The sequence below is a fragment of the Stutzerimonas chloritidismutans AW-1 genome, assembly GCF_000495915.1.
GTDB lineage: Bacteria > Pseudomonadota > Gammaproteobacteria > Pseudomonadales > Pseudomonadaceae > Stutzerimonas > Stutzerimonas chloritidismutans.
Genome location: NZ_AOFQ01000006.1, coordinates 107,581 through 133,944, shown reverse-complemented (window position 1 = coordinate 133,944; position 26,364 = coordinate 107,581). Strand labels below are relative to the sequence as shown.

Below are 26,364 nucleotides of genomic sequence, written 5' to 3'. Positions count from 1 at the left end.
ACGCCGCTTCAGCTCGGATGTTTCAAGCTGTACATCCGGCATTCGGCGAGCAGCGCCAGCAGGTTGGGGTCGCGCTCCTTGGCCTTGAGGAACACCACGCCGATGTGCTGCTGCAGGTGATAACGCGCCTGTAGTGGGATCAGCCGCACCCGCGATTCGTAGACCATCCCCACGCGCCCTGGCAGCAATGCGTAACCGACCCCGGAATTGACCATGCTGAGCAGGGTGAATATGTCGTTCACCTGCATCGCCACCTTCGGCTCGAAGCCCGCCAGCTGGAACACCCGGTTGCCGTCCTGGTGGGTGGCGAAGCCCTGCGACAGGGTGATGAAAGTGGCGTCGCGCAGGTCGCTGAGGTCCACCTCGCTCTGATTGGCGAAGGGCGAGTCGGCCGGCGCGGCGAGGAAGATGTCGTCGGAAAACAGCTGCACCTGCGCGCAGTCCGAGTCTGCCACGCTTTCGTTGAGCGACACCAGGATGGCGTCGAGCTCCATGTTCTTCAGCTTGTAGAGCAGGTCGACGTTGGAGCCGAGGATCAGGTCGATGTTGAGTTCGCTGCGGCGCAGTTTCAGACCCATGATCAGCTGCGGCACGGTCTTCACCGTCAGCGAATACAGCGCGCCGAGCTTGAAGCGCTCGGCCGAGAAGCCGGCGGCTTCGCGGGTCTGGCGCACCGTCTCGAGCACGTCCTTGACCAGCTGCTGGGCGCGCTCTTCCAGCACGTAGGCGCTTTCCAGCGGGATCAGGTTGCGCCCCTCGTGCTTGAACAGCGGGCAGCGCAGCGCGCTTTCTAGGGAGTGGATGGCGCGGTGCACGCTGACGTTGCTGGTGTTCAGCTCCACCGCGGCCTTGCCCAGATTGCCGCTGCGCATGAAGGCCAGAAACACTTCCAGCTTCTTCAGGGTCAGTTCTTCGTCGATCTGCATGGCTTCGGCTCCGCGGGCGGGTCGACGATTATGCCGGACGAGGGCGCACTGCGGCGCCTCACCAGCGCAGCAGGCGCGGCCCGAGGAGTGTACCAAGCACGCCGGGCAGCAAGATGCCGAGCAGGTACCAGAGCGCCCAGAACGGCACCGCCATCTCCGGGCAGTGCAGGCTGTAGGCGAGGGCCGCGATGCTGCCGGCGAGCAGGCCGGCAGCGCCGCCGGCCAGGCGCGGGCGCGTCGGTGCCAGCCCGCGCAACGCCCAGAACGCGGCGATGAAGGCGGGGATCGACAGCAGCGCGATATTCGCCAGGCACTCGCGCCAGGTGTTGCCGAGCAGCAGCGGCACGCGCGTGTCGGCCGGGGCGGCAATCAGAATCGTCAGTGCGGCGACCCAGACGATCACCACCGGTGCCGCCAGCAGCGCCCAGCTACGACCCACCCGCGTGCCGGGGCGGGCCATGCGCGTGGTCAGCAACAGCGCACCGAAGAGCAGGGTCGCCGGCAGTGCCAGCTTGGCCCAGAACAGCGGCGTGGTGGCGATCACCGCCAGGTCTGCGCGGATGCCATAACCCGTCACGATCAGCAACAGCGCGCCGGCCAGGCCGCACAGCAGCGCCGTGGCGAAGCGCTTGGCGACGACGTGCCGGTCCACCGGTGCAACCTCGCTGGCGAGTAGGGCGATCAGGTCATCGGTTTTCATGAGCCACCTCGAATCTTCGCCGCCAGGGCCTTGAGCCCGCGATGGATGCCGACCTTGATCGCCGAGCTGGAAAGCCCGGTCAGACGCGCAGTTTCTTCCACCGAGCGGCCCTCCAGTTTGACGTGAACGATGGGTAGTCGCTGGCGTGGCGGCAGCTGCTGGAGCAGCTTGCCCAGGTCGCGGCGGGCCTCGGCCTGCGCGTTGTCCTGTACGGCGAGCAGCTCGTCGGCCTCGTCCAGCCAGTCCGTCTGCGCGGCCTGACGGCCACGGGTGCGGTAGTGGTCGGCCAGCTTGTAGCGACAGATCGCCTGCACCCAGACCGTCAGCGGCTGCTCCGCACGATAGGTCTGCCGCGCATTGTGTACGGCCAGCAGAACCTCCTGCAGCACATCTTCCAGCTCGTCCGGCTGCGGCAGGCGGCGACGCAGAAAACCGCGCAGATGGCCGCCGAGCTGGTCGAGGAATGCCCGGTAGGCCTTCGCATTGCCATCGAGCCCGCGCAGCAGCAGCGCGCGCAGCTCGTTCTCGCGGGCCTGGAGTGTCTCCTGAGAGGTAATTCGTTCCATCGGCTGCTCTGGTTACAGGTGGAATCGCGAAATGTCCGCCGCCCGTCGACCAGGGTCACGGTAGGGACGTCGCGAGGAAATCTCAAAATAATTTTTTGCTGACTGTAACCACCACGACTGACGCAGCGAATTACCTGAAGAGCCATCTGCAGATTCGCCGATGGCCACTCAACGATTGCGGAGAATCCAACATGAAGGCTCTCAACCTTGCGGCTGCCGCCATTGCCCTGGCTTCGATCGCCGCTGGCGCTCAGGCAGGCGAGAACGACAAAGGCGACATGGAAAAATGCTACGGCGTCGCGCTGGCCGGACAGAACGATTGCAAGGCCGGTGCCGGCACCAGTTGCGCCGGCAGTTCCAAGCGCGATTACCAAGGCAACGCATGGAAACTGGTGCCCGTCGGTACCTGCACCTCGATCGAGACGCCCAAGGGAATGGGCTCGCTGACGCCGGTCGAGCGCTGAGCCTAGCGTGCCGGCCATGCAGATTCTCGGAGCAGGACTAGCAGGCCGTTGAAAAAAGCCAGAGCCCGCGTGGCTCTGGCAAAATGGCGGCCATCCTCTTCTGCCGAAGCCAGCCCAAGCCGATGCGTGGACTCGACCTCAAACAAAACGAGCTGTTCAGTTATACGACGCTGGAGCAGCGCATCCCGAACGATCACCCGCTGCGTCCCCTGCGAGGCCTGGTCGATACCGTTCTGGCTTCGATGGATCGGGACTTCGACGGGCTGTACTCCACCCTGGGACGGGCCTCGATTGCGCCGGAGCGGCTGCTGCGCGCCTCGTTGCTGCAGGTGATTTACACCATTCGCTCCGAGCGGCAGTTGGTCGAGCAGATTGATTTCAACCTGCTGTTTCGCTGGTTCGTCGGCTTGTCGATGGACGAGCGCATGTGGGATCACTCGACCTTCAGCCAGAACCGTGACCGCTTGTTCAACCAGGATGTAGCGCGGCTGTTCTTCCAGCGCATCAAGTCGCTGGCCGCATGGTCCGAGTACGCCAGCAACGAGCATTTCAGCGTCGATGGCACGCTGATCGACGCCTGGGCCTCGCACAAGTCCTTTATCAAGAAGGATGGCGGCGACCCACCGGAGGATGGCACGCGCAACCCCGATGCCGACTTCAAGGGCGAGAAGCGCAGCAACGCGACCCACCAATCGACCAGCGATCCCGAGGCCCGGCTGGCGCGCAAGAGCAATGGCGATGCCAGTCGTCTGGCGCACATGGCCCACACGATGATGGAGCACCGCAACGGTCTGATCGTGGATGTGGAATGCACCGAGTTCAATGGACGTGCCGAGGTAGAGGCGGCGCTGGAGATGCTGGAGCGCACGGCCAAGCCGGGCAGCACGGTAGGTGCAGACAAGAATTACGACCAGAAGCGTTTCGTGCAGAGGGCGCGCGAGCTGAAAGTGACACCGCATGTGGCGCAGAAGCGCAAGGGCAGCGCCATCGATGGGCGCACCACGCGGCATCCGGGGTATGCCGCCAGCCAGAAGATCCGCAAGCGGATCGAAGAAGGTTTTGGCTGGCTGAAGACGGTTGGCGGCCTGCGCAAGACCAAGCTGATCGGTCGCGCCAAGCTGAGTGCTCAGTTATTGCTGGGTTTCTCGGTCTACAACCTGATCCGACTGGGTAGCCTGTCGGGTTGGTGGCGAGGATCGCATGTATAGGGCGAGTTACGCCCAAAAAACGCCGAAAGGCGTGAACGTGGTGCTGAAACCTGTCAAAAAGGCCTGAAGTCAGGCCTTGTGTGGACTCCGTTAGGCCAAAGCGCTTGAAAAAGCGCCAAACCGGACGGGTTGGGGCAGTTGAAGCCGAGTTTTTCAACGGCCTGCTAGGGCTAAAACCCGAGCATTACACGGACGCCTGCGCCTGCGTGGCGGACGGGCTGTGGTTCGAGGTCCATCCGGAAAACTACATGGTCGGCGGCGGCCCACGGCTCGACTGGCTGGAGGCAGTGGGCGCGCAGCACCCGCTGTCGCTGCACGGTGTGTCGCTGTCGCTGGCTGCCGACTGTGCGCCGGATGAGACGCACCTGCAGCGGCTCAAGGCGCTGGCCGAACGTGTGCGGCCGGCGTTGATCTCCGAACACCTGGCCTGGTCGAGCTGGCGCGGCAATTACCATCCTGATCTGTTGCCATTTCCGCGGACGATGGCGGCGCTGCGGCGAATCGCGGAGAACATCGAGCGCACCCAGGAGATGCTTGGGCAGCGCATCGCCATCGAGAATCCCAGCCATTACCTGCGCTTCGAGCAACATGAATGGGACGAGATCGATTTTCTCGCCGAGCTCAGCCAGCGCACCGGCTGCGGCTTGCTGCTGGACGTCAACAACGTGCAGGTCAGCGCGCACAACCTGGGTTTCGATGCCGACGCGTACCTGCGGTGTTTTCCCGCCGCGCCGATCATGGAGGTCCACCTTGCCGGGCACAGCCAGGATGACGCATCCTCGCTGCTGATCGACTCCCACGATGCACCGGTGGACGCGGCGGTCTGGGCGCTCTATCGGCAACTGATCGAGCGTATCGGCCCGCGCCCGACGTTGATCGAACGCGACGACAAGCTGCCCCCCTTCGAGACGCTGCTGGCCGAGCGCACCCGTGCCCAGCAGGTGCTCGATGAAGTGAGGGCCTGGCAATGAGCGGCTCGCTGGCGGCATTTCAGGACGCCTTCGTCGCCGCGCTGACCGACGCGCCCGATAGTGCGGCGGGCGAGGTCGCTGCGCTGGTCGCGCAGCCCGGTTTCGCGGTGTACCGCAATACGCTGGCGAAGGGTTGTGTCGATGCGCTGCGCGCCAATTTCCCTGCCATCGAACGACTGGTGGGGGAGGAGTGGTTTGCTGCCGCCGCGGCGCTGTACGCGCGCGAGAAGCCGCCGCGCCGTGGCCCTTTGCTTGAGTACGGTGAGGATTTTCCGGCCTTCCTGCAGGATTTCGAACCGGCGCGCGAGCTGCCCTATCTGTCTGGCGTCGCGCAGTTGGAGCGGCTCTGGCTCGAGGCATTCAGCGCCGTGGAGCAACCCGTTCTCGCCCTCGCTGCCCTGGCGACGCACACCCCGCAGCAGCTGGCCCGGCAGACGCTCGTTCCGCGCGCTGCGCTGCGTTGGCGGTGGTTCGCCGAGCTGCCGGTTTTCAGCATCTGGAGTTGCACCCGTGAAGGACGCCAGCTGCCGGCAGAGCTGGTCTGGCAAGGCGAAGGGGCACTGCTGAGCCGAAGCGCCGGCCGCATCGGCTGGCAGCCACTCGAACGCGGCGGCTGTGCATTTCTCGACGCCTGTGCCGCTGGCCGCTCGCTGGAGCAGGCCTCGGAACAGGCGCTGGCGGCTCAACCGCAACTCGACTTCAACGACCTGCTAGGCCGGCTGCTGGCGGCAGGCGCGTTCGCCGCGCTGGTGCCGACGACGCCGTCCACATGAGGAACCGTCATGAACGCCATGCACAACCTGCCGCTGCGTCTGCGTCAGCAATGGAACGCGGTCGCGCAGCGGTTGCAGCAACTGCTCGGCGATTCGCTGCTGAATCTGCTGGCACGCTTGGCCATCGCGGCGATCTTCCTGCTCTCCGGGCGCACCAAGGTGAGCGGCGTGCTGGACATCACCCCGGGCACGTTCGAGCTGTTTCGCAGCGAATACGCCTTGCCGTTGCTACCGCCGTCCATCGCGGCGCATCTGGCGACCTATGCCGAGCATCTGTTCCCGCTGCTGCTGGTGCTCGGCCTGTTCACGCGGCTGTCGGCGCTGGCGCTACTGCTGATGACGCTGGTGATCCAGCTGTTCGTCTACCCCGACGCCTGGTCGACTCACCTGAGCTGGGCGGCGCTGCTACTACTGCTGATCGGCCGTGGCGCCGGCCGACTCTCGCTCGATCACCTGTGGAGAATTCGCTAGCACCGACCTTAATCGCCACCTCAGGCAGGCACGACGTCCTCATCCTCGGGAATCTCATCGGTGACGAACACAGTGGCGTGATCGCTCTGCGCGTCTTCGATGCGCAGACCAAAGTAAAGGGCATCATTGGCGTCCCAGAACGCCTCGACCTGCTCAAGCGAGGCATGCTCCAGCAGGACCTGGCCGGTGTGTTCGAGGATGATGGAGTAGCGGCGATAGGCGGACATGAAAAGTGACTCTGATCATCGGAAGGGCTGCACCCGCAGCTGTGATGTCATTTTGTCACTTCAGCAGGCTTAATCCCTGCCCGTTCATCGGCCGCCAGTGTTTGGCTGCCGAACGGTTGTCTCGTCTCGTCGGCTGGTTCTCAACCGCGTGGATATTGGCTTACTGAAAAAGACGTATGCTAGATCTGGATGCATATGTAGATCCGTTAAAGCGCTGGCTACGGGAAGTTTCTTATAAAGACCTAGCTATGAGAGTGGGCCGATTTTGAAGTATTTTCCAGCTGCTGCCAGGCCTAAGCTGACCCATATGCAGGCAAGGCTAAAGCTGGAAAAATACAACCAAAGCGAGATAGCCTTATTAACTTTTGGGCGATTTATCCCAAATGAATATAGAAAGCTGTATTTGTGGAGCCGATAAAAGCTCTCAAATGGGCTATTGGATTCCCAGTTAGGATCATGTTTTTTTGAAAAATAACGATCTAACCTATGTATCGCAAAAAAAGATACGTACAGGTTGTTAACGGTGCCGAGTGCCAATATGGAAAATAATGCATATAGCATTATTGCTTTGAGGGAGATTGCAGTGGGCATTTATTGCACCCCTTCGTAAATTACTTCGCCTAGCATTTCGCCGAGTTCGCCTCCTTCACTCCCACCATAATAGGCGCCAAGACCGGCACCAGCTAACCCCACTACGAGTAAAACTGGTGCTCCTACAGTTACGCCGAGAGCTAATGCAATGCCACCAACAATGGCTGTGGCTGCTTGTGCAGTTAGAAAGCCGCCTATCCCTCCGACACTTGCGCTACCAACGAACCCGCCGATTTGTTTAAAGCTGACTTGCTTGCAGCTGCCGCTATCCTCTAACGAACAGGCGTCGTGGATTCTGTTCAACCGAACGCCGCCGTCGATGGCGATGCCCAAATAGCCTAAGCGGCTAGCACCCTTCGCCCAATTTGAAACCGTATTGATCCGGTGCCCAAGCTGCGGCACCTCGCCTCTTTCAGTAATCGCAGAAGCGTTATGCAGGATCGATTTTGTAGATAGGCCGAGCGTGGTCTTGATGCTGTCGTAATTACGGATATTGACAGTTGAGAGGGTCAGACGGCCAAGGGAATGATTCAGCTGGCCGAACAGCTGCTGACGCTTCGCATAGAACTCCGGCGAAAATCGGTTGGGGTTTCCGGTGCGGCTCAGCTCGTCGACATACGCGACGTTGATCTTTTCCAGCGTGCTCTTTACGTCTCCTAGCTGTCGTCCGGCTGCGGCACTCAGTACACCCAGCGCGGTGCTCTGGTGGGATGCAACGGTTTCCAGCGAGACGTAGTCCAGAACTTCCAGGTGTCGCTTGACCGTCATGGCTTCGGCGGGTGTCAGCTGTTGGATGCCTTCACTTGCAAGCCGCGCCTGTTCCCTGAGGGCTTCCAGGCGTTGTCGGTCGGCGTCGGTGCGCGGCATGTTGGAGATGATCACGATCTCGCCAGGCAGTACCGTCTCGTTGAGATGCTCGTTGTTACGCTGGAACAACGAGCGGTGGAGGAAGTGCATTTCACGTCCGTAGATCGCCTCATAGATCGCTTGGCGGCTCTGCACCTCTTCGTTCCAGTAGAAGGCGACGTCGAATGCAGCCCCGCTACATTGGCTGTCCTGCATGATCTGTCCCGCGGTGCAGCCGGGGCGTGCCGGGCTGCTCGTTGCAGGCATGCGTAACATCTGGCCAGCCTGGATCTGGTTGGGGTCTTCAATCTGCGGGTTCAGGCGTAGCAGGCTGCTGACGGTGGTGCTGTGATCGCTGGCGATCCGGGTCAGGGTGTCGCCCCTCTGTATCGTGTATTCCATTCGCTTTATCCATGCAGTCCAAGCAGGCAGGCTTCGATACGAGCCAGCCGGTGCTCGGCAGGTTCTTCCTTGTTGGTCAGCCCCGTTCGAACCTCGGGGCTGTCGATGGCATCGGGAAACTGCAGCGCCAACTCAACGTAGGCGAACAGGTGCTGTTCGGCCTCGATACCGAATGCCTCGGCTTCGTGCACGCGCTGCTTGACGACCGCTTCCAGGTCCGGGGCGGACTTTTCATGAAAGTCATCCGCAGAAAAGTGGTTGATCAGGCGCTGGATGAAGCGCTGTCGTTCCTGTTGTTGCCAATGAACGAGGTGCTCGGGATGGATCGAAAACCAGCCCTCGTCGTCAGCAGTTCTGCCGGGAGAAATCTGGTTTGTGGTGAAACCTCGCCATTCGCTCTGCTCGGTGGTCAGCAAGATGCCGCTGACAGGGCCGAGCCAAGCGCTCAGCTCCTCTTGCGTGAGGCTGTCGAAGAAGCGTTCGCTCAAGGCCGGGTCGTAGAATCGGCAGAACGCCAGTTCACCGGAGGGCAGTCTGACGCTCAGCAGGCTGCGCAAATGGCTCGCCAGATCATCGATGCTCGCCGCGCTTTCCAACAACAGCCCTGCCGCTTGCCAGCGCTCCCGGTTCTGCCACATCAGATGCTGCCCCGCGAGGCTGTACAGCACGGGGCTGCATTCCAGCATGGACTCATGGCGCGTGCCTCGGTACAGCAGCTCCAAGTGGGGTTCGTCGTCGTGCTGGTAGATGATCTGCAGAGCCGGTAATGCGGCACTATCGAGCAGCAGGTAGAGGTCGTCTCGCTCGATGTCCGGTTCTTCTACAGCCTGCATCAGGCCGTGCTCGCGTTCTTGCCGCATGGGCAAACCTCCAAGTGGCATAAGCCATCGGCTTGCATTCCGCACTGCTTGACCAACAGCAGTTTGGCGGCCGCGGCCTGTTTGAGTTGCCGCGACATGTTGATCAGCGCAGGCAAGGTGAGGCTGCCGGCAATGGCGCTGGTTGCCAGCCATGGCATTACCGGCGCCAGAATCTTCAGCCCAGAGCCCTTTCCGGCGGCACCACCCGAATTCATCCGGATCGTCGCCCCGCTCAGCGTCACGCCGCTGGGGTCGAGTTTGAGGAAGCTGCCTCCGCCGGAGGCGGTGAGTTCCATGCCGGCGTCGATGACGACCTTGCTGCCGGCGTAGTAGTGGATTTCATTGCCCGCCTCGATGAATTGCCCAGTGCCGATCTTCAGGTGTTGGCTGTTACCCACGGTGAGGTGATCGTTGGCGCGGATTTCTGTCTTGCGGTCGGCTTGGGTGGTGCGGTGTTCTTCGGCGCGGAATTCGCTGTAGCTGTTGGCCTCCACGGTGTCGTGGCGCTCGTGGCCAACGCGGATCTTCTGGTCGTGCTCGATGTTTTCGTCCCAGTCGCGCTGGGCGTGGATGTAGATCTGTTCGGCGCCCTTACGGTCTTCGATGCGGAGCTCGTTGTAGCCGCCACCGCCGGGGGAGCTCAGGGTCTTGAACACCGTGCGGGTCTTGTTGGCCGGCAGGTCGTAGGGGACCTGGTGTTCCTTGTGATACAGGCAACCGGTCACCAGCGGTTGATCGGGGTCGCCTTCGAGGAAGGTCACCAGCACTTCCATGCCAACGCGCGGGATGGCGATGCCGCCGTAGCGGTCGCCGGCCCAGCTGGAGGAGACGCGCAGCCAGCAGCTGGTCTTGTCGTCGGCCTGGCCTTCACGATCCCAGTGGAACTGGACGCGTACTTGGCCGTACTCGTCGCAGTGGATTTCTTCGCCGGCCGGGCCGGTGACCACGGCGGTCTGGCTGCCGAGGACCTTCGGTTTCGGATGGCGAAGGGCCGGGCGGAAGGGGATGTCCCAGGGGGTGGCGGTGAAGTGGTTGCGGTAGCCCTGATGGAAGTCGAGGCTGGCAAGAGCCCCCCCACGCCGGCCCTCTCCCCAGAGGGGAGAGGGGGCCAGTCCGTGGTGAGCTGGGACATTGGTAATTGATTCCTCCAACACCTGTGGCTGCTTACCTTCATGCAGCACCTCGGTCAGCAGCCAGAGCTGGTTCCAGTCGCTGCGCGGGTGTTCGCCAAGCGGGAGGAAGTGCCCGCTCACCAGCCGCGGCTGGTCGCTTTCGCCTTCGGCCAGTTCGTAGTCGTGGCGGTGGCGTTCCAGGGCGCGTTGCGACAGGTGCTTGCCGCGGGCGCGCTCGGTGAAGCGGCCGGGGTAATCGTAGTCTTCAAGGTCGGGCTGGAAGTCGCTGTGGAACGCGGCTTCCATAGTCAGACGTGGCTTCTCGAAATCGTAATCGCGGCGCGTGACCCGGCTGGTGCGGGTTTCCAGGCGCAGGCCGAAGCGCTTGATCACCGGCTGGTCGGCGACCAGGCCGCTGTCCTGCTGATAGGCGGTGGCAGCGAGCCTGGGGAAGACGGTCTGGTCATCGCCGATGACCAGGGCATGACCGGCCGCGCTGTGCTGGAAGTGATAGTGAATGCCCTCTTCCTCGCACAGGCGCTGGATGAAGTGCAGGTCGGTTTCGTCGTACTGCACGCAATATTCGCGCGGCGGGTAAATCACCGGGCCGAGCTGGAAGCGGTAGGCATCGGCCTGGATGCCATGCTCCTCGAGCACCTGGGCGACGATCTGCGGCACGCTCAGGTGCTGGAAGATGCGCTGGTTGGTGCGATGGGCAAGGTAGGCCAGCTGCGGCACGAGCGTGAGCCGATAGCGGGTCAGGCGCTTGCCGGATTCACCTTGGGCGGCTTGATGCACCAGCCCGTGGATGCCGCTGCCGTCCGGGGCGAAGGCGAGGAAGGCCGGGCGATGCAGCAGGCTTTCCAGATCCAGATCGGGGTGCTCGCTGACCAGTTCCAGGTCGAAGCGGTAGGGCTGGCTGATGGCCTCGCGGCCCTGGAATTCGAGCACCTTGAAGTCGTGCTCGATGCCTTCGAGGGTCAGTGTGAAGTGGGCCTGGTGGGCTGGGTTGAACATGGCGTCTTTCCTTCCTTAGAGATCGGCCGGGCTGATATTCAGCCGCTCCATGCGATACAACAGCGTGCGCCGCGGCAGGCCGAGTTCGCGGGCGGCCTGGCTCTGGTTACCGCCGTTCTTGCGCAGGCAATCCATGAGCAGGCTGCGTTCGACCCGCTCCATGCGTTCGCGCAGGTTTAGGCTGCTGTCCAGGCTCGCTTCCACATGCAGATTGAAGTGTTCCGGCAGCAGCTCACCGCCCTCGCAAAGCAGCACGGCGCGCTCCACCAGACCTTTCAATTCCCGCACGTTTCCGGGGAAGGCATAGCCTGCCAGACGTTCGAGCGCAGCGTCGGACCAGCGACACAGATCGCGCTGCAGGAAGGCGCAGGCCTTGTCGGCGAAGTGCCGTGCCAGGCGCAGGATGTCCTCGTCGCGCTCGCGCAGAGGCGGCAGCTCGATGGGGAAGTGCGAGAGGCGGTAGAAAAGATCCTCGCGAAACAGGCCGTTCTCCACCTGGCTGCGCAGGTCACGGTGGGTGGCGGCAACGACGCGCACGTCGACCTTGTGGGTCTCGGTGGAGCCCAGCGGGCGCACTTCGCCTTCCTGCAGGACGCGCAACAGCTTGGCTTGCAGCAGCAGCGGCATGTCACCGATCTCGTCGAGGAATAGCGTGCCGCCGTTCGCCGCATCGAGCAGGCCGCTGCGGTCGCGGTCGGCGCCGGTGAAGGCGCCCTTGCGGTAGCCGAACAGCTCACTTTCCAAGAGCTGCTCTGGCAGCGAAGCGCAGTTCTGCACGATGAAGGGCTTGCTACGGCGGAAACCGCAGTCATGGATGGCGCGCGCCACCAGTTCCTTGCCGGTGCCGGTTTCTCCCGTGAGCAGCACGTTGACCGGGCTGTGCAGCACCTTGCCGATCAGCTGGTAGACCGCGCGCATGCGCGGGCTGTCGCCGATCAGGCCGTAACCGCTGGCGCAGGGGCTGACTGGCGCGGCAGGTGGCGTGGTGCTGCCGGGCGCGCGCAGGCGTTGGAGCAGATGCAGCTGGGCGAGGCCGAAGGCGCCAAGCTGGGCCAGCGAACCGCTGAAGCCTTGCAGCTCGCGCGACTCGGTACTGGCCGTGAGCAGCAGGCCGGCGACGCGCTGTTGCTCGTCCTGCAGCGGCAGGCAGAGCAGGCTAAGCCACGGTTTCGGGCTATCCGGCAGGAAACCCGAAGCATGCAGGCTGCTGTCCAGTTCGCTGAGACAGAGGGTTTGGTTCTGGCACAGGCAGTATTGCAGCAGCTGCTCGCCGTCGTAATCACTCGGCAGGCTGGTGGCTGCGCGTGGCTGCAGCAGGCCGTTATGCCACTCGGCCGAGAGCGTCAGGCGGGTATGGGTGGCGTCCAGCAGATAGAGCTGGCTGAGCTGGCAATCGCTCAGCTGCGCCGCGGTTTCCACCAGCCCTCCGAGCAGGCTGTCGGCGTTGGCTGCACGCGCCAGCCCGGCGAAGCGACCGAGCAGGGCCTCGGCATAGCGCAGCGGCTGTGGCACCTGATTGAACATCGCGGACATCTCAGGCGAACTCACAAACCAGGGCACCCTCGCCATCCAGCGTGGCATGCACCCGCTGCAGCGGCTCGCCACTGGCCATGGCATCGAGCAGGCGGTCCACCACCAATGGTTGCAGGTGCTGCTCGATCAGATGGTCGATCAGGCGCGCACCGCTGTCGCTGTCGCCGCAGCGCTCGGAGAGGTGCGTGACCAGCGCCGGGCAATGGCTGAACTGCAGCTGGCGACGCTGCAGCCGCTCACCGAAGCGTGCCAGCTTGAGCGCAACCAGCTCGTCGAGCACCTCCCCGGCGATCGGGTAATAGGGCACCACGCGCATGCGCCCGAGCAGGGCCGGCTTGAAGTGCTGCGACAGCTGCGGGCGGATGGCCAGTTCCAGATCCTCGGCCGCCGGCCGCTGGCCGGCGCTGCAGAAATTGGCGATGCGCTCGCTGGCAAGGTTGCTGGTCATCAGGATCAGGGTGTTGCGGAAGTTGATCTCGCGGCCCTCGCCGTCATTCGCCACGCCCTTGTCGAAGATCTGGTAGAAGACGTTCATCACATCCGGGTCGGCCTTCTCCACCTCGTCGAGCAGGATCACCGAGTAGGGTTTCTGCCGTACCGCTTCGGTGAGCATGCCGCCTTCGCCGTAGCCGACATAACCCGGAGGCGCGCCGATCAGGCGGGAAACGCTGTGTTTCTCCTGGAACTCGGACATGTTGATCACGGTGAGGAAGCGCTCGCCGCCGTACAGCAGGTCGGCCAGGGCCAGTGCGGTTTCGGTCTTGCCGACGCCGCTGGGGCCGACCAGCAGGAACACGCCCACCGGAGCGTCGGGTTTGTTCAGCCCGGCTGCTGCCGCGCGCATGGCACGATCCAGCGCTTCGACGGCCTGCTCCTGCCCGCGCACTCGGGCGCGCAGATCGGCGGCGAAATTGGCAACCTGTGCGTTATGTTCACGGGCCAGCTGCGCCAGCGGCACGCCGGTCCAGTGGCTGATCACCTCGGCCACCAGGCGCGGGCAGACCTCATGGCTGACCAGTCGTTGCTTGGCCTGGGCTGCGGCAAGTTCGGCCTGTACGGCGCGCAGTTCGGTCTCCAGCTCCTCGAGCGATGGGACCTCGCCGTGCTCGATCGCAGCGCCGCGGGCTTCGGCCGTGCGCTTGCGCAGGTCGAGCAGGCGCTCGGCGAGCTGGCGCTGCCTGGTCCAGCGGGATTCGAGCTGCTCTATTTCGTCCCCCACCGTGAACAGACGTTGCTCCAGCCGCTGGAGGACAGCCGCGTCGACCGGCAGGCCGGCGGCAAGATCGCGGCGCATGGCTTCACGCTGGCGCTCGCCTTCGGCGACCTCACCACGCAGGCGTTCCAGCGCCTCGGGCGCAGCGGCGAGGCTGATGCGCACCCGCGCGCAGGCGGTATCCAGCACGTCGACGGCCTTGTCCGGCAGCTGCCGGCCGGCCAGGTAGCGTGCCGACAGCTCGGCGGCGGCCGTGACCGCATCATCGCGCAGGTAGATGCCATGACTCTTTTCGTAGACCGGCGCCAGCCCGCGCAGGATGGTGACGGCTTCCGGAACGCTCGGCTCGTGCAGCTGCACCGGCTGGAAGCGCCGGGCCAGTGCCGGGTCCTTCTCGAAGTATTTCTTGTACTCGCTCCAGGTCGTTGCAGCGATGGTGCGCAGCTCGCCGCGTGCCAGTGCCGGCTTGAGCAGGTTGGCCGCATCGCCGCTGCCGGCCTGGCCGCCGGCGCCAATCAGCGTGTGCGCCTCGTCGATAAACAGGATGATCGGCTTGGCTGAGCCCTTCACTTCGTCGATCACGCCCTGCAGACGGCGTTCGAATTCGCCCTTCACGCTGGCACCGGCTTGCAGCAGGCCGAGGTCCAGGCAGAGCAGCTCGACGCCCTTCAGCGCCGCAGGCACTTCCCCGTTGACGATGCGCAGCGCCAGGCCTTCGACGATGGCGGTCTTGCCGACCCCAGCTTCGCCGACCACGATCGGATTGTTCTTTCGCCGCCGGGCGAGGATGTCGATCATCTGGCGGAACGCCGAGTCGCGGCAGAGCACCGGATCGAGCTTGCCGTCACGGGCCTGTTGGGTGAAGTTGTGGGTAAAGCGCGCCAGGTTCGACTCGCCACCGGCAGCAGGTTTGCCAGTGCTGCCTTGAGGCTGCTGGCTTAGGGCGAAGTCGCGCAGGCGCTCGGCATCCAGCCGGGCCAGCAATGGCTGGTAGTGGCTGCCGGCATAGCGCAGCGGATTGCGCAGCAGCGCGAGGATCAGCGCGGCCTGGTCGATCTGGCTCTGGCCGAGTTCCAGGCTGGCCACCAGCAGGGCATCCTGCAGCCATTGCACCAGTTCGGTGGAAAACACCGGGTTGCGCGACTCGCTGTGCTCACCTCGCGGTTGCAGCGCCTGCGCCAGTGCGCCGGCATCCACTTCGGCATCCAGCAAGGCTCGCTTGAGCAATCCATCGGGACGCTCAAGCAGGCCGAGCAGCAGATCCTCGACGAGAATCTTGCTGCCGCCACGTACCACGCAGCGTTCGGCGGCGCCTTCCAAGTCGCGTTTGGTTTCGGCGTCTAGTGCTAGTACCAGCTGTTGCAAGTCGACATTGATCATTTTCATCTTCCTTAATGAGTTTTGCTGCCCAGAGTGACCAGGCCGTCGGCGCGTTCACGCCCGAGCCAGCTGGTCCAGCCGAGGCGGCAGTTGTTGGCGGCGCCGATGCGTAGTTCACGGATCTCGTCTGGGCGAAGCTCCAGGCGCAGGTCGTAGTCCAGCGGATCGCGCAGGGTGAAGCGCACCAGCGCACAGAGCGGCTGGTAGCCGCTGCCGATGGGCAGGAATTCGTGGAAGCGATTCCAGTCCAGCTGGCGGATATGGATGCGGAACTTGCCGCCGCGGTCGCGGACCCGCTCGCCGAGTACCAGGCTTTCACCCAGCTGGCTGTTGGCCAGCCCGAGGCGGTTGCGTTGCTCGTCCAGGATTTCCACCTGGCGCTCCAGGCATTGCTCGATGTTCAGCTCGGCGTGCTTGAAGTAGTAGCGCAGCACCGATTCGATCAATGCCGCCGAGTGCGCGCGCAGGCTGAGCAGGCCGAGATAGGGCAGCAGGCGCTTCCAGTTCAGCTCTGGCGCGTTGCGGATGGCCTCGCCGCTGAGTCCGACCAGAGCGAACAGCTGCTCCGAGAAGGGGTCATGGGCGCCGCTGGTGAAGCGGGCCCGGTAGCGGTATTTCTGCCAGATTGGCAACAGCAGGCGCTGCAGGCGATTGTTGAACAGGTCGAGAAAGTCGCGGGTCGGGTTGCCGTCCTCGCTGTCGCCAAGCGCCTGTTCACCGTAGAAGGCCGGTAGCGGCGAGCCGGCGCCGAACAGACTGACCAGGTTGATGCGCAGGCGCGCGCGCCACTCGTCGTGCTCCTGGAAGAACTGCACCTGCTCGATATCGCTGCCGGGAAAGCCCAGGCTCGGGTTGGCCTGGAACTCCAGGCGCTCGTAGAGCGACTCTTCGTCCAGGCCAGGGTTGAGCTGGCGCAGGCGATCGAGCACCAGCAGCGCGCCCTGGAACAGGCTGTACTCGCGAATGCCGCGGTTGAGCGGTTTCAGAGCAGCGGTTGCTGACCCATGCGCGGCGTCCATTGGTACACCTCTCCCTGTGTGCTCTGCACGCGCAGCTCGTGATACGAGTTGAGGCTGGCGTAGAGGGCGAAGAATTCGTTGAGCACCGAGGCGAAGAGGAACAGGTCGCCCTCACCGATGAAGCCGTCCTGGTTCATGGTCAGTTCGGTACGTACGCCGCGCACCGGCAGCCCGCGATGCAGGCGATCGACGTGCTGGTGGGCAATGTGAGTCAAGCCGCCGAGGCGCCGCCGGCTGACGCTCTCGGCGTGCTTGTCGTAGTAGCGCGGCAGGTCGTAGGTCTCGAGGATTACCTTGAGCGCCTCGACGTTGGCCAGCGACAGGTAGTTCAGAGACATGTTGCTGATCAGCTTCCACAGATAGTCACGCTGCAGCGGCGGCGCGTAGCTCGGGGTGACCGCCGAGATATTGCGGAAGCTGAGGAATTCCGGCGTGTCTTCGCAGGGCTTGCAGATGTCGCCGAGTTTCAGTTGGCGCGGCAGGTTCTGGTTGGTACAGGTCAGCTCGATGGACAGCGTCTCGTGCTGGTCGAGGTTGCGCAGGCCGAAGCTGAGCCAGGTTTCCTGCCCTTCTCCGAGCAGCGAAGGTTGCTGGCGCACGCTGTAGTGCGGGCGCGCCACCGGCACATCGAAGCTGGCGTCATGTTCGAAGGATTCGAACGGCACGTATTCTTCGTAGCCCATGCCGCCGGGTTTCCAGCCGGTCACCCGATCCACCGAGAACACGCCGCACTGCTGCGAATCGTACTCGGCGGGTAACAGCAGGTACTGGTCCTGCTTGCCGTCCAGGCGGATCGGGATGGCATCGTGCGGGAACAGGTTGACCACCGGTGTGCAGTACAGGCGCACGTTGTCCAGCGTCGGACGTATGCGCTGCACGCCGGCCTTGTGAATGTCGAAGCGCAGCTCCAGGCCGCGGGCCTGCTTGAGCAAATCCTCGGGGATGCGCTGGATGACCTCCAGACCCTTGAGGTCGACGAAGAGAAATTTGTCCGGGAAGGCGAAATATTCCTGCAGGTAGCGATAGCCGCGGAATGTATTGAGCGGGTAGGGGATCAGCGCCTCATCCTCGGCGAATCCCACCGGTTCGACCTGCTTGGCGTTGAGCTGCAAGGGCGTCAGCGGTCGGCCATCCGGACCGGTCAGCGGATGACCCTGCGCGTCCAGCGGCACCAGCTCGATGCCGCCCAGATGCCGCAACAGGCTCAGGTAGAGCAGTTGGCTGATATAGGGCTCGCCTGCCAGGTGCAGGCGCAGATGGTTGAGACCGATCTCGCCGAGATGGCCATCGGCGCTCATCTGCAAGCGCAGGCTGAGCAGCGCCCCAGTGCCCTTGACCGAATACTCCAGCGCCTGCAACGCCAGCGGCAGCACCTCGGTGGCGTAGGCGGTACGAAAGCAGCAGCTCACGCCCTGCACCGGATTGGATTCCACCGGCGTACTGCGCGGCACCGTCAGCGCCGGGCCGGGTCGCTTCAGCGGATCGAACTGCAGCATGCTGAAGGCCGGCAGCGGGCGCATGTAGTTCGGCCACAACAGATGCATCAGCGAGTGGGTCAGCTCCGGCAGCTCGTCATCGAGCTTCTGCCGCAGCCGCCCGGTGAGAAAGGCGAACCCTTCGAGCAGCCGCTCGACATCCGGATCGCGCCCGGCCTGCCCGAGGAATGGCGCCAGTGCCGGACTGCGCTCAGCGAAGCGCTTGCCCAGCTGGCGCAGGGCAGTGAGTTCGCTCTGGTAGTAGTGGTTGAAAGACATGTCTTACGATTCATCCTTGTCGTTTCGTGTCCGGCGCTCGCGCGGATTGCGTCTAGCGTCGGCGGTAGCATCCCGTGGAGGTATCCATTTCCACGAGCAGGCAGTTGCCGCTTGGCACGAGTCTCATCCCGTCAAAAAACGCTCTCAGACCGCGTTCGCGCAACTCGATCTGCCCGTCCACCATTGTCCAGCGCCCTTGACCCTGGATGTCGAGGCTGCCGTAGTAGAGCACTGCCTCGAACGTGCCCTGTTCATGGAGCAGCAGCTGTGAGCCCATTTCCATCACACCGACCAGTTCGTAGCGCCCGGCCAGTTCTCGCGGCGGCGGGGAAGTGTTGGTGCAGGCGGCCAATGTCAGCGCGAGGGCGGCGAGCGCCAGACGGACGCTGGGGAAGGAGGATTTACCACGAGCCATAGGGCACCCCGTGTTGCTCGATATAGGCCTTGGCTTTGTCCGAGAGAGGGTAGGCGTAGCGTCCCTCGTTCTGTCCAAGGCTCGGCCCTAGCTTGCTAACTGCAGCCTCGAAGCGGCCAATCTCAATGGATTGCAGGCAGGGTCCGCCTAACCAGGCCTTGGCGATGCCGCCGGGAGCGAGGCCGATGGTGATGAATCGGCGATACATTCCTTCGACGACACGCTTCTCGCCACGGCAGTAAGGCGCCTGTGGCTTGAGCATCTCCTCCCGTACCCACTCGGGAACGTTGATGCGCACGTTATAGGTCTGCGGCTCGACTAGCGATTGCCAGCGCACGAAGATAATTTCTGGCAGGTCAATGCCGCGCAGGCCTTTTCCTGCTCCTCCTGCCGGGTGTGAAGGCCAGCCCGCGGTCGTGCTGGCATAGGATGGCACTCCGCCGTTAACTCTTTCGTATGCGAGACCGCGGCGGTCGATCACGTCCACGCTTTCTACCCATACTTCCATATGGTCCGGCGCGAAAGTGCCGGCGTACCACGCGTCAAAAGGCAGCTTAGGTTGGGCTTGGCTGGTGGCGCAGCCGCTGAGCAATGCGAGTGCGCAGGCGAGGAGGAGCTTCTTCATTCGGGGTAGCCTTGCTGTGGCTGGTTGTTGTAGACCAAACGGACATTGGGCGCGGGTTTACTGATAAGCAGGCCGCGAGTGGGTTTCCAATGTGCAGATAGGTGGATATACCGCGATCGGAGCAAGCGCTCTTCATCTTCGTTTAGGTCAAACCGGCTGCCGTTGGCAAAAGCCATCATTTTCTTGGCGATGTCTTGGAGTTCGAAAGGAAGCGCAAAAACCGGAGTGTCGGGGATAGATTTGACGGGAACCCCATGTTCGGCCGCCAATTCCCGCATTACACGCAAATACACCAGCGCAAGTTCACCGCGTATCGGACGCTCAATGGTTACCAGGCCTAACATCCAATCCTCTGGCGGATGGTTAACGCCGCGGGGGTGGAGTTTGCGGATGCGGCGAACATCTTTTTTTAGTTGATCCTCTGGCAGCCCGAAAGCCTTCCACTTTTCATACTGGCGCTCGGTTTCGCGCCAGGCGTGAGTAAGTTCAGTTGGTGTACCCGCTGGCACCGTGGAGCTGACAGGACGACTCAGGATGAGCTTTTCTTGGGCAATCGGAAGATAGCCACCACCGATATCCGAGTGCGCGCCAGGTAGGGCTATCTCCTGGTGATGCGGAGCCACGCTATTGAGCGCGAAGTTCCAGCGCATCTCATCACGGGCGGTGAGCTGGACCACCTTGTGTGCGCAACCCGGTGGCAGGTACAGATTGACGCCAGGATTGAGGTGGTTTGCAGGGCTGTTGTCCCACTTCATCGGGTCGACTACTGCCGCTACCGTATCGAACAGGCCGATGAAATTGATGCGGGCCTGGCCGCTCCATTCGAATTCTTCTGGCAGACCGAACTGGCCTGGCCGCAGGAGCTCAGCCAGCACCCCACCGTTGGCTTTGAGCAATTCATTGGCGAAATGGCGGGCTGCTGCTGCGCCGCGGCTGAATCCGAAGATATCGAATTCCAGCGCGTCGACCTGCACTCCGGGATTGCTTTCCGTAAACAGGCCCAGCTGTAGGCTGATCGTGTCCGGACTCTGCATCACGCGAGCCACCACGCCGGTATCGCCCATCCCGGTAACTTGTCCGTATACCGAGTCATCCTCCCCGCTGCTGGTTCCGATACCCTCCAGATAAACCTTGATGCTGGCGCTACGCTCGTCCTTGGTCAGGCTCCGCGTCGCATCGTCCTGGTAAAGATCGAACAGCCGCGCCACGTTGCTCGGCGCGTTGCCGTAGCTATTGTCCGGTGTCTGGGTAAAGAAGCCGTTGCCTTCGCTGCCGCCGAAGCCATGAGCCCGGCAGTAGTCGACAACTTCGCCGAGGGTGCGCTCGTCCAGCAGTTTCAGGTCATCGCGGCGACACTTTTCGGTCACTGCAGCATTGGCCAAGTTATTGCCGGTGCCATCGAAGAACACGCCGATACGCAGAGTAATGGCCTGGCGCGCCTGTTGCTGCGGCTGCTCGACCAGTTCCTCTTCCTCGTCTTCTTCTTCCAGGCCCAACGGTGCGAGGTCCCCCGGCTCTTCCTGCCAGGCGCGGGCCAGTGGTGTGGCCGGGAGAAGGGATTTGACCGCGCTGGTTGCCGCAGCAATTGCAGCGGTCGCAATGCCAAGCACTTCGGGCGCAAGGAAGGGCGCCGGGCTGTGACCGCTGCCGATGATCACCGTCCCCGAACCGGCGGTGACGACATTGCCGTGGTTACCCACACTACCCACCACTGCCGCCGGCTTGCCATCGATCAGCACGTTGGGGATCACCGCGCTGGCCATCGCTCCGCCACAGGCGGAAGCGTCGCCCATGCGTGCGGCCGGCAGGCCGTCGAACAGCACGTCTGGTGAGCCGGCGGCGATGGGGTTGGTGCCGTGGCCCGTCTTCGGGCAGGCGGTAGGGTCGCCGAGGCGGGCTGCGGGTTTGCCGGACATCCGTTGTCTCCTTACTGGACCTTGACCTGTCCGCTGCCATCCAGGCTGGCGGAAAAGCTGACCTGGCGCTTGAGGCCATCCACTTCCAGCAGGCCTTCGATGGTGAAGGCGAGGGTCAGTGGATCGTGGGTGCGCGGCAGCGACAGCACGCGCACTTGGGTCAGCCTGGGTTCGTACGCTTCGATGAAACGTTCGATGGCGATACGCGCCTGCTGCAGCGAGTCGTGCAGCGACAGGCGCATATCGTTGAGATCGGGCAACCCGTAGTCGGGCAGCGTCTGCACGCTGCCCGCTCGGGTGCTGAGCATCTTCGCCAGATGGGCAGCCACCGAGGCCATCGCCGCGACTTCGCGGCTCCAGCCGGAACGCCGCGCGGCGTCACCGCCGAGGCGTTCGAAGAGGCTGCCGTATCCGTTCAAGTGCTTATTCCTTGTCCAGCTTGCCGACCAGCGACAGGGTGAAATCCGCGCCCATGTATTTGAAGTGCGGGCGCACGCTGAGGCTGACGCGGTACCAGCCCGGTTCGCCCTCGACGTCGCTGACGTTGACCTGGGCGGCGCGCAGCGGACGACGGCTGCGTACTTCGGAGCTCGGATTCTCCTGGTCGGCGACGAACTGGCGGATCCACTTGTTGAGTTCCAGTTCGAGGTCGGTGCGCTCCTTCCATGCACCGATCTGCTCGCGCTGCAGCACCTTCAGGTAGTGCGCCAGGCGGTTGACGATGAACAGGTAGGGTAGCTGGGTGCCGAGCTTGTAGTTCAGCTCGGCGGTCTTGCCTTCCTCGCTATTACCGAAGAACTTGGGCTTCTGCGCCGAGTTGGCGGAGAAGAACGCGGCGTTGTCGCTGCCCTTGCGCATGGTCAGGGCGATAAAGCCTTCCTCGGCCAGCTCGTACTCGCGACGGTCGGAAACCAGCACTTCGGTTGGGATCTTGGTCTCGATCTCGCCCATGCTTTCGAAATGGTGCAGCGGCAGGTCTTCCACTGCTCCGCCGCTCTGCGGGCCGATGATGTTCGGGCACCAGCGGAACTTGGCGAAGCTGTCGGTCAGGCGGCTGGCGAAGGCGTAGGCGGTGTTGCCCCACAGGTAGTGTTCGTGGCTGCCGGCGACGTTTTCCTTGTAGACGAAGCTCTTCACCGGGTTGTCTTCCGGATCGTAGGGGTTGCGCAGCAGGAAGCGCGGGACGGTCAGGCCGACGTAGCGGGCATCTTCCTGTTCGCGGAAGCTCTGCCACTTGGTGAACTGCGGGCCCTCGAAGTGATCCTTCAGGTCCTTCAGGTCCGGCAGGCCGGTGAAGCTTTCCAGACCGAAGAACTTCGGGCCGGCAGCGGCAATGAATGGCGCGTGGGACATGCTCGCGACGCTGGCAACGTACTGCATGGTCTTCACGTCGGGCGCGCTGGGGTCGAAGAAGTAGTTGGCGATCAGCGCACCGACCGGCTGGCCGCCGAACTGGCCGTATTCGGCGGTGTAGATGTGCTTGTACAGGCCGGACTGAACGATCTCCGGGCTGTCTTCGAAGTCGTCGAGCAGGTCCTGCTTGGAGGCGTTGAGCAGCTCGAGCTTGATGTTCTCGCGGAAGTTGGTGCGATCGACCAGCAGCTTCAGGCCGCGCCAGGAGGATTCCAGGGCCTGGAACTGCGGGTGGTGAAGGATTTCGTCCATCTGCTGGCTGAGCTTGGCGTCGATCTCCGCGATCATGCGGTCGACCATGGCCTTCTTCACCGGCTCGTTTTCGTTCTGCGGCTTGAGCAGTTCTTCGATGAAGGCCGAGACGCCGCGCTTGGCGATGTCGTAGGCCTCGTCGTCCGGGGTCAGGCGGGTTTCGGCGATGATGCGGTCGAGGATGCCGCCTTCGGCGAGGTGGTTGCCGTGCTCGACGGCGGCTGCGCTAGTGGTCATGTAGATGTGCTTCCTTGTCGGTGATATCAGGCGTCCAGCTTCTCTTTGGCCGCCAGGCCCAGTTCGCCGAGTACGCGGTCACGCGAATCGTCGTCGGCGAGTACGCTTTCGATGGCCTTGCGGAAGGCAGGGGCGTTGCCCAGTGGGCCCTTCAGGGCGACCAGGGCGTCGCGCAGCTCCATCAGCTTCTTCAGCTCCGGAACCTGCTCGACCAGATTGGCCGGGTTGAAGTCCTTCATCGAATTGATGCGCAGCTGTACGGCCAGCTCGTCATCGGTCTGCTCGTCCTGCAGACGGTTCGGCACGCCGAAGGTCAGGTTCAGCTCCTGCTTGGCCAGGACCTCGTCGAAGCTGTTCTTGTCGATGGCGATGGGCTTGCGGTCTTCGATCTTGCGATCGTCGGCGCGCTGGGTGAAATCGCCCAGCACCATCAGCTTGAGGGGCAGCTCAACCTCTTCCTGAGCGTTGCCGGTGGCCGGCTTGAACGTGACGTTGATGCGTTCCTTGGGTGCAACCGAGCCTTCTTTGGCCATGGTGTTCTCCTTTGCGTTAATCCAGCACCACTTCGAGATCGAGGTGGCACAGCCTGCGGTAAATCTCATCCTTGCTTTCACGCACAGCGTGGTTCTGCGGCAGCAGCTCGCAACAGCTGTGCAGCAGGCGCAGTACCTCGAGGGCGAGATCGGGTTCCCAGCTGCCCAGGCCACTGGCCTCGAGCTGCTGGTCGAGTGCTTCGAGCTGAGTTTTGGCCAGCTCGTATTTCTTCGCCTGGTAGCACAGGCGGGCGAGGCTCAGCTGCCAGAAGAAACGTTCGCGGCCACCGCGGGCGCGCGCCAGGCCCTGTTTGAGCTGCTGCACGGCGGGTTTGAGGCCCTCCTTGCGCAGCAGCGGCACGACTTCCTGCAGCGCGAGCTCCCAGCTCGGTTGCAGGGTGCCGGCTACGGGCGGCTCGTCCTGCCTGGCGGCTGTGGACGGCTGCACATGGGGCATGACCTGGCCACTGATCCAGGCGCGAGTTTCGGCATCGGCAAACGGGGTGCCGTCGTGAAAGCACAGTTCTTCCAGACGCGGCAGGCGCTGCAGGAACAGCGCGAGCTGGATCTCCACCTCGCGCATGGCCTGCTCGGCGTCCAGCTCCTGCAGGCATTCCCAGGCCAGGCGCTGGCCATCCAGCCAGAACGGGGCACGCGCGGTGCTGTTTTCCAGATCCACCAGCAGGTCGGCGTACTGCCCCTGAGCGAAGCGTTCGCGATAGCTGGCCAGTTTGTCGGCAGGGACGCCACGCAGCGCGGTGACCTGCTCGCTGTTGTGCTCCGGCAGGCTGTCGATGCTCAGCCAGAGCAGGGTACGCGCGAGGCGCAGTGGGCGCAGGTCGCTGGTGCGCTGCTTGAGCCACCAGGCGGTCAGCGGGCGCGCCTGTTCCTGCAGGTTGCGCAGAGCCTTGAGCGCTTCCTTGTCGTTCTCGATCGGCGAACCGGGGGCGAAGACCTGGCTGGCGACCTGCTTCACCTGGGCGATGGCCGCGCCCACCGTACCTGGCTGCGGCTGCCCCTGGCTGGCGCGCTTGACCATGCCGTCGAGCTGACGGCACAGCGGCAGCAGCAACGGCGCGTCTTCGCCCAGATGCCCGGACAGGCACTGCTCCAGCGCATGTAACTGCTCGGCGAGGCTGCGAAACAGTGGCAGTTGCTCGCCGACCGGGACGTCTTCGGAAAAGGTCTGCTCCAGACGTGGCAGCAACCAGTTGATCGCTGCGGCCCGGGTGCGTGGCTTGCGTGGGTGCAGCTCGGCCCAGTGATTGCTGCACAGGTAGTGCAGGACGCTGAGACCTGCCTGAAGTCCGGCGAAGGACTCGCGCTGGAACAGGCTCCAGGTCAGCCAGGCGGCGGCGCGCAGATCCTTGGAGAGCGAGGCGAGCAGCATCTCGCTGCCTTCGCGGACCTTCTGCCAGTCGATGCCGGCGGTTTGGTGCAGTGCGCCAGCCTTGGCCAGTTCGGTCTCGAGCAATTCGAACTCGCTGCTGTAGCGAATATCGTCGCCAGCGAAATTGCTGTCATTGACCGGCTTTCTGGCAAGTTCCAGATAATGCTTGCTGAGTGCGCTGGCGTGCATTGGGTCTTCCGTGACGCTCAAGTTCGATCCGTGAACTTTGAAACATGCTGCCAATATCAAAAGCGGAATGTTTCCGAGAAAGGGGTGCGCAACTTCTTGCGCACCGTCCCTGCGCAACAAATTGCACAGGGCCTTATGGGGTGGGCATCCTAGACGTGGGGTATGTGTCGTTCAAGGCGAGAAGTGTGATCTCCGTTGCAGCTGGGAATATTAACCAGCTGGCGACGGAACTATTTCAAAACGGGCGATTAAGTTGCCTTTGTATAACAACTTACTTCGTAGGAAATATGCCGGTTGCTTGTAAGAGAATACTTACGTGCAACCTTCTACCCGGTCACAGAATTGGGAGTGATTAATGTTATAGGCCGCTGGAAGTTGCCGATATGGACACAGCCAGGGTGTGGCGCTGACCCGGCTGGAGCACCACCGCGTCGTCCAGCACATTGGCCGTCTCGATGCACAGCATCCGCTGCCAGGCATCGTCGGCGAAGCTCGTCAGACGCTGCGCCTTGTCGATCCACGGATTCCATAACACGGCGGACATCGACCCGCTGGTGGTCAGTCGGATGCGCCGCTGCCACGCCGGATCGACAAGATTCAGGGTGGCCGGCAGCTGCTGGTAGACACGATCGGTTTCGCCGTTGAAATGCAGGTCGTCCTGTTGCTGGCATTCTTTCCAGTCCAGCAGTGTGTCGATGTATGGGCAGCCGGAGAGGCCCTCCACACGCACCTGATGGATGTCGCTGACGGCGAAGTAGCTGTGCAGCGCCTGGCTGAAGGCAACGCTTTCGTCGCCGTCGTTGCGGCTGCTGAGGCTGAGCTGGAGATCATCGGCGAGTCGAATCCGCAACGTCAGTTCGACCGGATGCGGCCAGCCCGGCAACGCGCCGAGCGCCTGCGGACAGTCGAACTCGAGAATCGCCGCATCGCCATCGCTGCGTTGTTCGCGCAACTGCCAGGGCAGCGCGCGTACCAAACCATGGAAAGGTGCGGGTTGTTCGCCGTGGTAGCTCGCCTGCACGGCTTGCGGATTGCGCGCCAGGTCGCCGAACCACGGCCAGCAGATCGGCACGCCGCCGCGTACCGACTGACCCTGCTGGAAGGCGGCCTCTTCGCTGAGCCAGATGATCGGTGGTGCGTCGCCCTGGCGATAGCTGAGGATCTGCGCGCCCTGTTCGGCGATCAGCAGTTCGTCCTCGCCGCGGCGGACTCGCCAGACGGCGAGCTGGTCCATTTCGATGCGTTGGATATCGACAGGCATGGGCAATCTCGTGATGGGCTCGGGTTTGCGTCTGACAACGGTCGCAAGGCGGGATTTCATCCGCCTCCGGGCGTGGGGTAGATGTTGCTTACATCCAACG

At 63.3% G+C, this 26,364-nt stretch carries 24 protein-coding genes; 5 read left to right on the top strand and 19 right to left on the bottom strand.

What is annotated here, in order from left to right; genetic code table 11:
- Positions 1 to 8: 8 nt before the first annotated feature.
- From F753_RS28090 to F753_RS28080, 3 genes are read right to left on the bottom strand one after another with little or no spacing between them, the layout of a single operon-like run.
- Positions 9 to 926 carry a LysR family transcriptional regulator gene (locus tag F753_RS28090; protein WP_003281899.1) on the bottom strand — a complete coding sequence of 306 codons (918 nt, stop codon included), beginning with the start codon at positions 924 to 926 and terminating at the stop codon, positions 9 to 11.
- Positions 927 to 984: 58 nt separating this feature from the next.
- On the bottom strand, positions 985 to 1,626 hold the full coding sequence (locus tag F753_RS28085; protein WP_023444062.1) for a DUF1109 domain-containing protein: 642 nt from the start codon (positions 1,624 to 1,626) through the stop codon (positions 985 to 987).
- Complete coding sequence (locus F753_RS28080; protein WP_023444061.1) at positions 1,623 to 2,192, bottom strand: sigma-70 family RNA polymerase sigma factor; 570 nt, start codon at positions 2,190 to 2,192, stop codon at positions 1,623 to 1,625. The genes F753_RS28085 and F753_RS28080 overlap by 4 nt, the downstream gene beginning before the upstream one ends.
- 191 nt (positions 2,193 to 2,383) lie before the next feature.
- On the opposite strand from F753_RS28080, the gene F753_RS28075 reads away from it, so the two are divergent.
- From F753_RS28075 to F753_RS28055, 5 genes are all read left to right on the top strand, one after another.
- Complete coding sequence (locus F753_RS28075) at positions 2,384 to 2,656, top strand: BufA1 family periplasmic bufferin-type metallophore (protein ID WP_023444060.1); 273 nt, start codon at positions 2,384 to 2,386, stop codon at positions 2,654 to 2,656.
- 122 nt (positions 2,657 to 2,778) lie between these two features.
- On the top strand, positions 2,779 to 3,864 hold the full coding sequence (locus F753_RS28070; protein ID WP_011913346.1) for an IS5-like element ISPst12 family transposase: 1,086 nt from the start codon (positions 2,779 to 2,781) through the stop codon (positions 3,862 to 3,864).
- 104 nt (positions 3,865 to 3,968) lie between these two features.
- Positions 3,969 to 4,835 carry an MNIO family bufferin maturase gene (gene bufB / locus F753_RS28065; RefSeq protein ID WP_483414611.1) on the top strand — a complete coding sequence of 289 codons (867 nt, stop codon included), beginning with the start codon at positions 3,969 to 3,971 and terminating at the stop codon, positions 4,833 to 4,835.
- Positions 4,832 to 5,608 carry an HvfC/BufC N-terminal domain-containing protein gene (locus F753_RS28060; protein ID WP_023444058.1) on the top strand — a complete coding sequence of 259 codons (777 nt, stop codon included), beginning with the start codon at positions 4,832 to 4,834 and terminating at the stop codon, positions 5,606 to 5,608. Before bufB ends, F753_RS28060 begins: the two co-directional genes overlap by 4 nt.
- Positions 5,609 to 5,617: 9 nt before the next feature.
- Positions 5,618 to 6,079 carry a DoxX family protein gene (locus tag F753_RS28055; RefSeq protein WP_023444057.1) on the top strand — a complete coding sequence of 154 codons (462 nt, stop codon included), beginning with the start codon at positions 5,618 to 5,620 and terminating at the stop codon, positions 6,077 to 6,079.
- Between the two features lie 20 nt (positions 6,080 to 6,099).
- On the opposite strand, the gene F753_RS28050 is transcribed toward F753_RS28055, so the two are convergent.
- From F753_RS28050 to F753_RS27975, 16 genes are all read right to left on the bottom strand, one after another.
- Positions 6,100 to 6,306 carry a hypothetical protein gene (locus F753_RS28050; protein WP_023444056.1) on the bottom strand — a complete coding sequence of 69 codons (207 nt, stop codon included), beginning with the start codon at positions 6,304 to 6,306 and terminating at the stop codon, positions 6,100 to 6,102.
- A gap of 591 nt (positions 6,307 to 6,897) precedes the next feature.
- The gene (locus F753_RS28045) at positions 6,898 to 8,145 is read right to left on the bottom strand and encodes a LysM peptidoglycan-binding domain-containing protein (protein WP_023444055.1); all 1,248 of its coding nucleotides are present in this window, start codon (positions 8,143 to 8,145) and stop codon (positions 6,898 to 6,900) included.
- A gap of 5 nt (positions 8,146 to 8,150) precedes the next feature.
- A complete protein-coding gene (locus F753_RS28040; protein ID WP_023444054.1) occupies positions 8,151 to 9,005 on the bottom strand; it encodes a DUF4123 domain-containing protein in 855 nt (284 codons plus the stop codon).
- On the bottom strand, positions 8,978 to 11,134 hold the full coding sequence (locus tag F753_RS28035) for a type VI secretion system Vgr family protein (RefSeq protein ID WP_023444053.1): 2,157 nt from the start codon (positions 11,132 to 11,134) through the stop codon (positions 8,978 to 8,980). Before F753_RS28035 ends, F753_RS28040 begins: the two co-directional genes overlap by 28 nt.
- 15 nt (positions 11,135 to 11,149) lie before the next feature.
- A complete protein-coding gene (locus F753_RS28030) occupies positions 11,150 to 12,658 on the bottom strand; it encodes a sigma-54 interaction domain-containing protein (RefSeq protein ID WP_023444052.1) in 1,509 nt (502 codons plus the stop codon).
- 10 nt (positions 12,659 to 12,668) lie between these two features.
- Positions 12,669 to 15,260 carry a type VI secretion system ATPase TssH gene (tssH, locus tag F753_RS28025; protein WP_023444051.1) on the bottom strand — a complete coding sequence of 864 codons (2,592 nt, stop codon included), beginning with the start codon at positions 15,258 to 15,260 and terminating at the stop codon, positions 12,669 to 12,671.
- Positions 15,261 to 15,271: 11 nt separating this feature from the next.
- Positions 15,272 to 16,279: a type VI secretion system baseplate subunit TssG gene (tssG, locus tag F753_RS28020; RefSeq protein WP_023444050.1), complete on the bottom strand. Its 1,008-nt coding sequence runs from the start codon at positions 16,277 to 16,279 to the stop codon at positions 15,272 to 15,274.
- Positions 16,243 to 18,033: a type VI secretion system baseplate subunit TssF gene (gene tssF, locus F753_RS28015; RefSeq protein WP_023444049.1), complete on the bottom strand. Its 1,791-nt coding sequence runs from the start codon at positions 18,031 to 18,033 to the stop codon at positions 16,243 to 16,245. Before tssF ends, tssG begins: the two co-directional genes overlap by 37 nt.
- A gap of 52 nt (positions 18,034 to 18,085) precedes the next feature.
- Positions 18,086 to 18,448, bottom strand: coding sequence for a hypothetical protein (locus F753_RS28010; RefSeq protein WP_023444048.1), 363 nt, complete (start codon positions 18,446 to 18,448; stop codon positions 18,086 to 18,088).
- Entirely contained in the window at positions 18,435 to 19,073 is a 639-nt protein-coding gene (locus F753_RS28005) for a DUF2931 family protein (protein ID WP_023444047.1), read from the bottom strand. The genes F753_RS28010 and F753_RS28005 overlap by 14 nt, the downstream gene beginning before the upstream one ends.
- Entirely contained in the window at positions 19,070 to 20,989 is a 1,920-nt protein-coding gene (locus F753_RS28000; RefSeq protein ID WP_023444046.1) for a PAAR domain-containing protein, read from the bottom strand. The genes F753_RS28005 and F753_RS28000 overlap by 4 nt, the downstream gene beginning before the upstream one ends.
- A gap of 11 nt (positions 20,990 to 21,000) precedes the next feature.
- Positions 21,001 to 21,408, bottom strand: a complete 408-nt coding sequence (gene tssE, locus F753_RS27995; RefSeq protein ID WP_003303358.1) for a type VI secretion system baseplate subunit TssE — start codon at positions 21,406 to 21,408, stop codon at positions 21,001 to 21,003.
- Between the two features lie 4 nt (positions 21,409 to 21,412).
- The gene (gene tssC, locus F753_RS27990; RefSeq protein ID WP_023444045.1) at positions 21,413 to 22,891 is read right to left on the bottom strand and encodes a type VI secretion system contractile sheath large subunit; all 1,479 of its coding nucleotides are present in this window, start codon (positions 22,889 to 22,891) and stop codon (positions 21,413 to 21,415) included.
- Between the two features lie 26 nt (positions 22,892 to 22,917).
- The gene (gene tssB, locus F753_RS27985) at positions 22,918 to 23,424 is read right to left on the bottom strand and encodes a type VI secretion system contractile sheath small subunit (RefSeq protein ID WP_008567243.1); all 507 of its coding nucleotides are present in this window, start codon (positions 23,422 to 23,424) and stop codon (positions 22,918 to 22,920) included.
- Between the two features lie 16 nt (positions 23,425 to 23,440).
- Entirely contained in the window at positions 23,441 to 25,003 is a 1,563-nt protein-coding gene (gene tssA, locus F753_RS27980; protein ID WP_023444044.1) for a type VI secretion system protein TssA, read from the bottom strand.
- A gap of 358 nt (positions 25,004 to 25,361) precedes the next feature.
- On the bottom strand, positions 25,362 to 26,264 hold the full coding sequence (locus tag F753_RS27975; protein ID WP_023444043.1) for a D-hexose-6-phosphate mutarotase: 903 nt from the start codon (positions 26,262 to 26,264) through the stop codon (positions 25,362 to 25,364).
- Between the last annotated feature and the right edge of the window lie 100 nt (positions 26,265 to 26,364).

Excerpts from the sequence above, each read along its gene's own strand:
- F753_RS28090 (WP_003281899.1), bottom strand. The coding sequence starts at position 926 with ATGCAGATCGACGAAGAACTGACCCTGAAGAAGCTGGAAGTGTTTCTG.
- F753_RS28085 (WP_023444062.1), bottom strand. The coding sequence starts at position 1,626 with ATGAAAACCGATGACCTGATCGCCCTACTCGCCAGCGAGGTTGCACCG.
- F753_RS28080 (WP_023444061.1), bottom strand. The coding sequence starts at position 2,192 with ATGGAACGAATTACCTCTCAGGAGACACTCCAGGCCCGCGAGAACGAG.
- F753_RS28075 (WP_023444060.1), top strand. The coding sequence starts at position 2,384 with ATGAAGGCTCTCAACCTTGCGGCTGCCGCCATTGCCCTGGCTTCGATC.
- F753_RS28070 (WP_011913346.1), top strand. The coding sequence starts at position 2,779 with ATGCGTGGACTCGACCTCAAACAAAACGAGCTGTTCAGTTATACGACG.
- F753_RS28060 (WP_023444058.1), top strand. The coding sequence starts at position 4,832 with ATGAGCGGCTCGCTGGCGGCATTTCAGGACGCCTTCGTCGCCGCGCTG.
- F753_RS28055 (WP_023444057.1), top strand. The coding sequence starts at position 5,618 with ATGAACGCCATGCACAACCTGCCGCTGCGTCTGCGTCAGCAATGGAAC.
- F753_RS28050 (WP_023444056.1), bottom strand. The coding sequence starts at position 6,306 with ATGTCCGCCTATCGCCGCTACTCCATCATCCTCGAACACACCGGCCAG.
- F753_RS28045 (WP_023444055.1), bottom strand. The coding sequence starts at position 8,145 with ATGGAATACACGATACAGAGGGGCGACACCCTGACCCGGATCGCCAGC.
- F753_RS28040 (WP_023444054.1), bottom strand. The coding sequence starts at position 9,005 with ATGCGGCAAGAACGCGAGCACGGCCTGATGCAGGCTGTAGAAGAACCG.
- F753_RS28035 (WP_023444053.1), bottom strand. The coding sequence starts at position 11,134 with ATGTTCAACCCAGCCCACCAGGCCCACTTCACACTGACCCTCGAAGGC.
- F753_RS28030 (WP_023444052.1), bottom strand. The coding sequence starts at position 12,658 with ATGTTCAATCAGGTGCCACAGCCGCTGCGCTATGCCGAGGCCCTGCTC.
- tssH (WP_023444051.1), bottom strand. The coding sequence starts at position 15,260 with ATGATCAATGTCGACTTGCAACAGCTGGTACTAGCACTAGACGCCGAA.
- tssG (WP_023444050.1), bottom strand. The coding sequence starts at position 16,279 with ATGGACGCCGCGCATGGGTCAGCAACCGCTGCTCTGAAACCGCTCAAC.
- tssF (WP_023444049.1), bottom strand. The coding sequence starts at position 18,033 with ATGTCTTTCAACCACTACTACCAGAGCGAACTCACTGCCCTGCGCCAG.
- F753_RS28010 (WP_023444048.1), bottom strand. The coding sequence starts at position 18,448 with ATGGCTCGTGGTAAATCCTCCTTCCCCAGCGTCCGTCTGGCGCTCGCC.
- F753_RS28005 (WP_023444047.1), bottom strand. The coding sequence starts at position 19,073 with ATGAAGAAGCTCCTCCTCGCCTGCGCACTCGCATTGCTCAGCGGCTGC.
- F753_RS28000 (WP_023444046.1), bottom strand. The coding sequence starts at position 20,989 with ATGTCCGGCAAACCCGCAGCCCGCCTCGGCGACCCTACCGCCTGCCCG.
- tssC (WP_023444045.1), bottom strand. The coding sequence starts at position 22,891 with ATGACCACTAGCGCAGCCGCCGTCGAGCACGGCAACCACCTCGCCGAA.
- tssB (WP_008567243.1), bottom strand. The coding sequence starts at position 23,424 with ATGGCCAAAGAAGGCTCGGTTGCACCCAAGGAACGCATCAACGTCACG.
- tssA (WP_023444044.1), bottom strand. The coding sequence starts at position 25,003 with ATGCACGCCAGCGCACTCAGCAAGCATTATCTGGAACTTGCCAGAAAG.
- F753_RS27975 (WP_023444043.1), bottom strand. The coding sequence starts at position 26,264 with ATGCCTGTCGATATCCAACGCATCGAAATGGACCAGCTCGCCGTCTGG.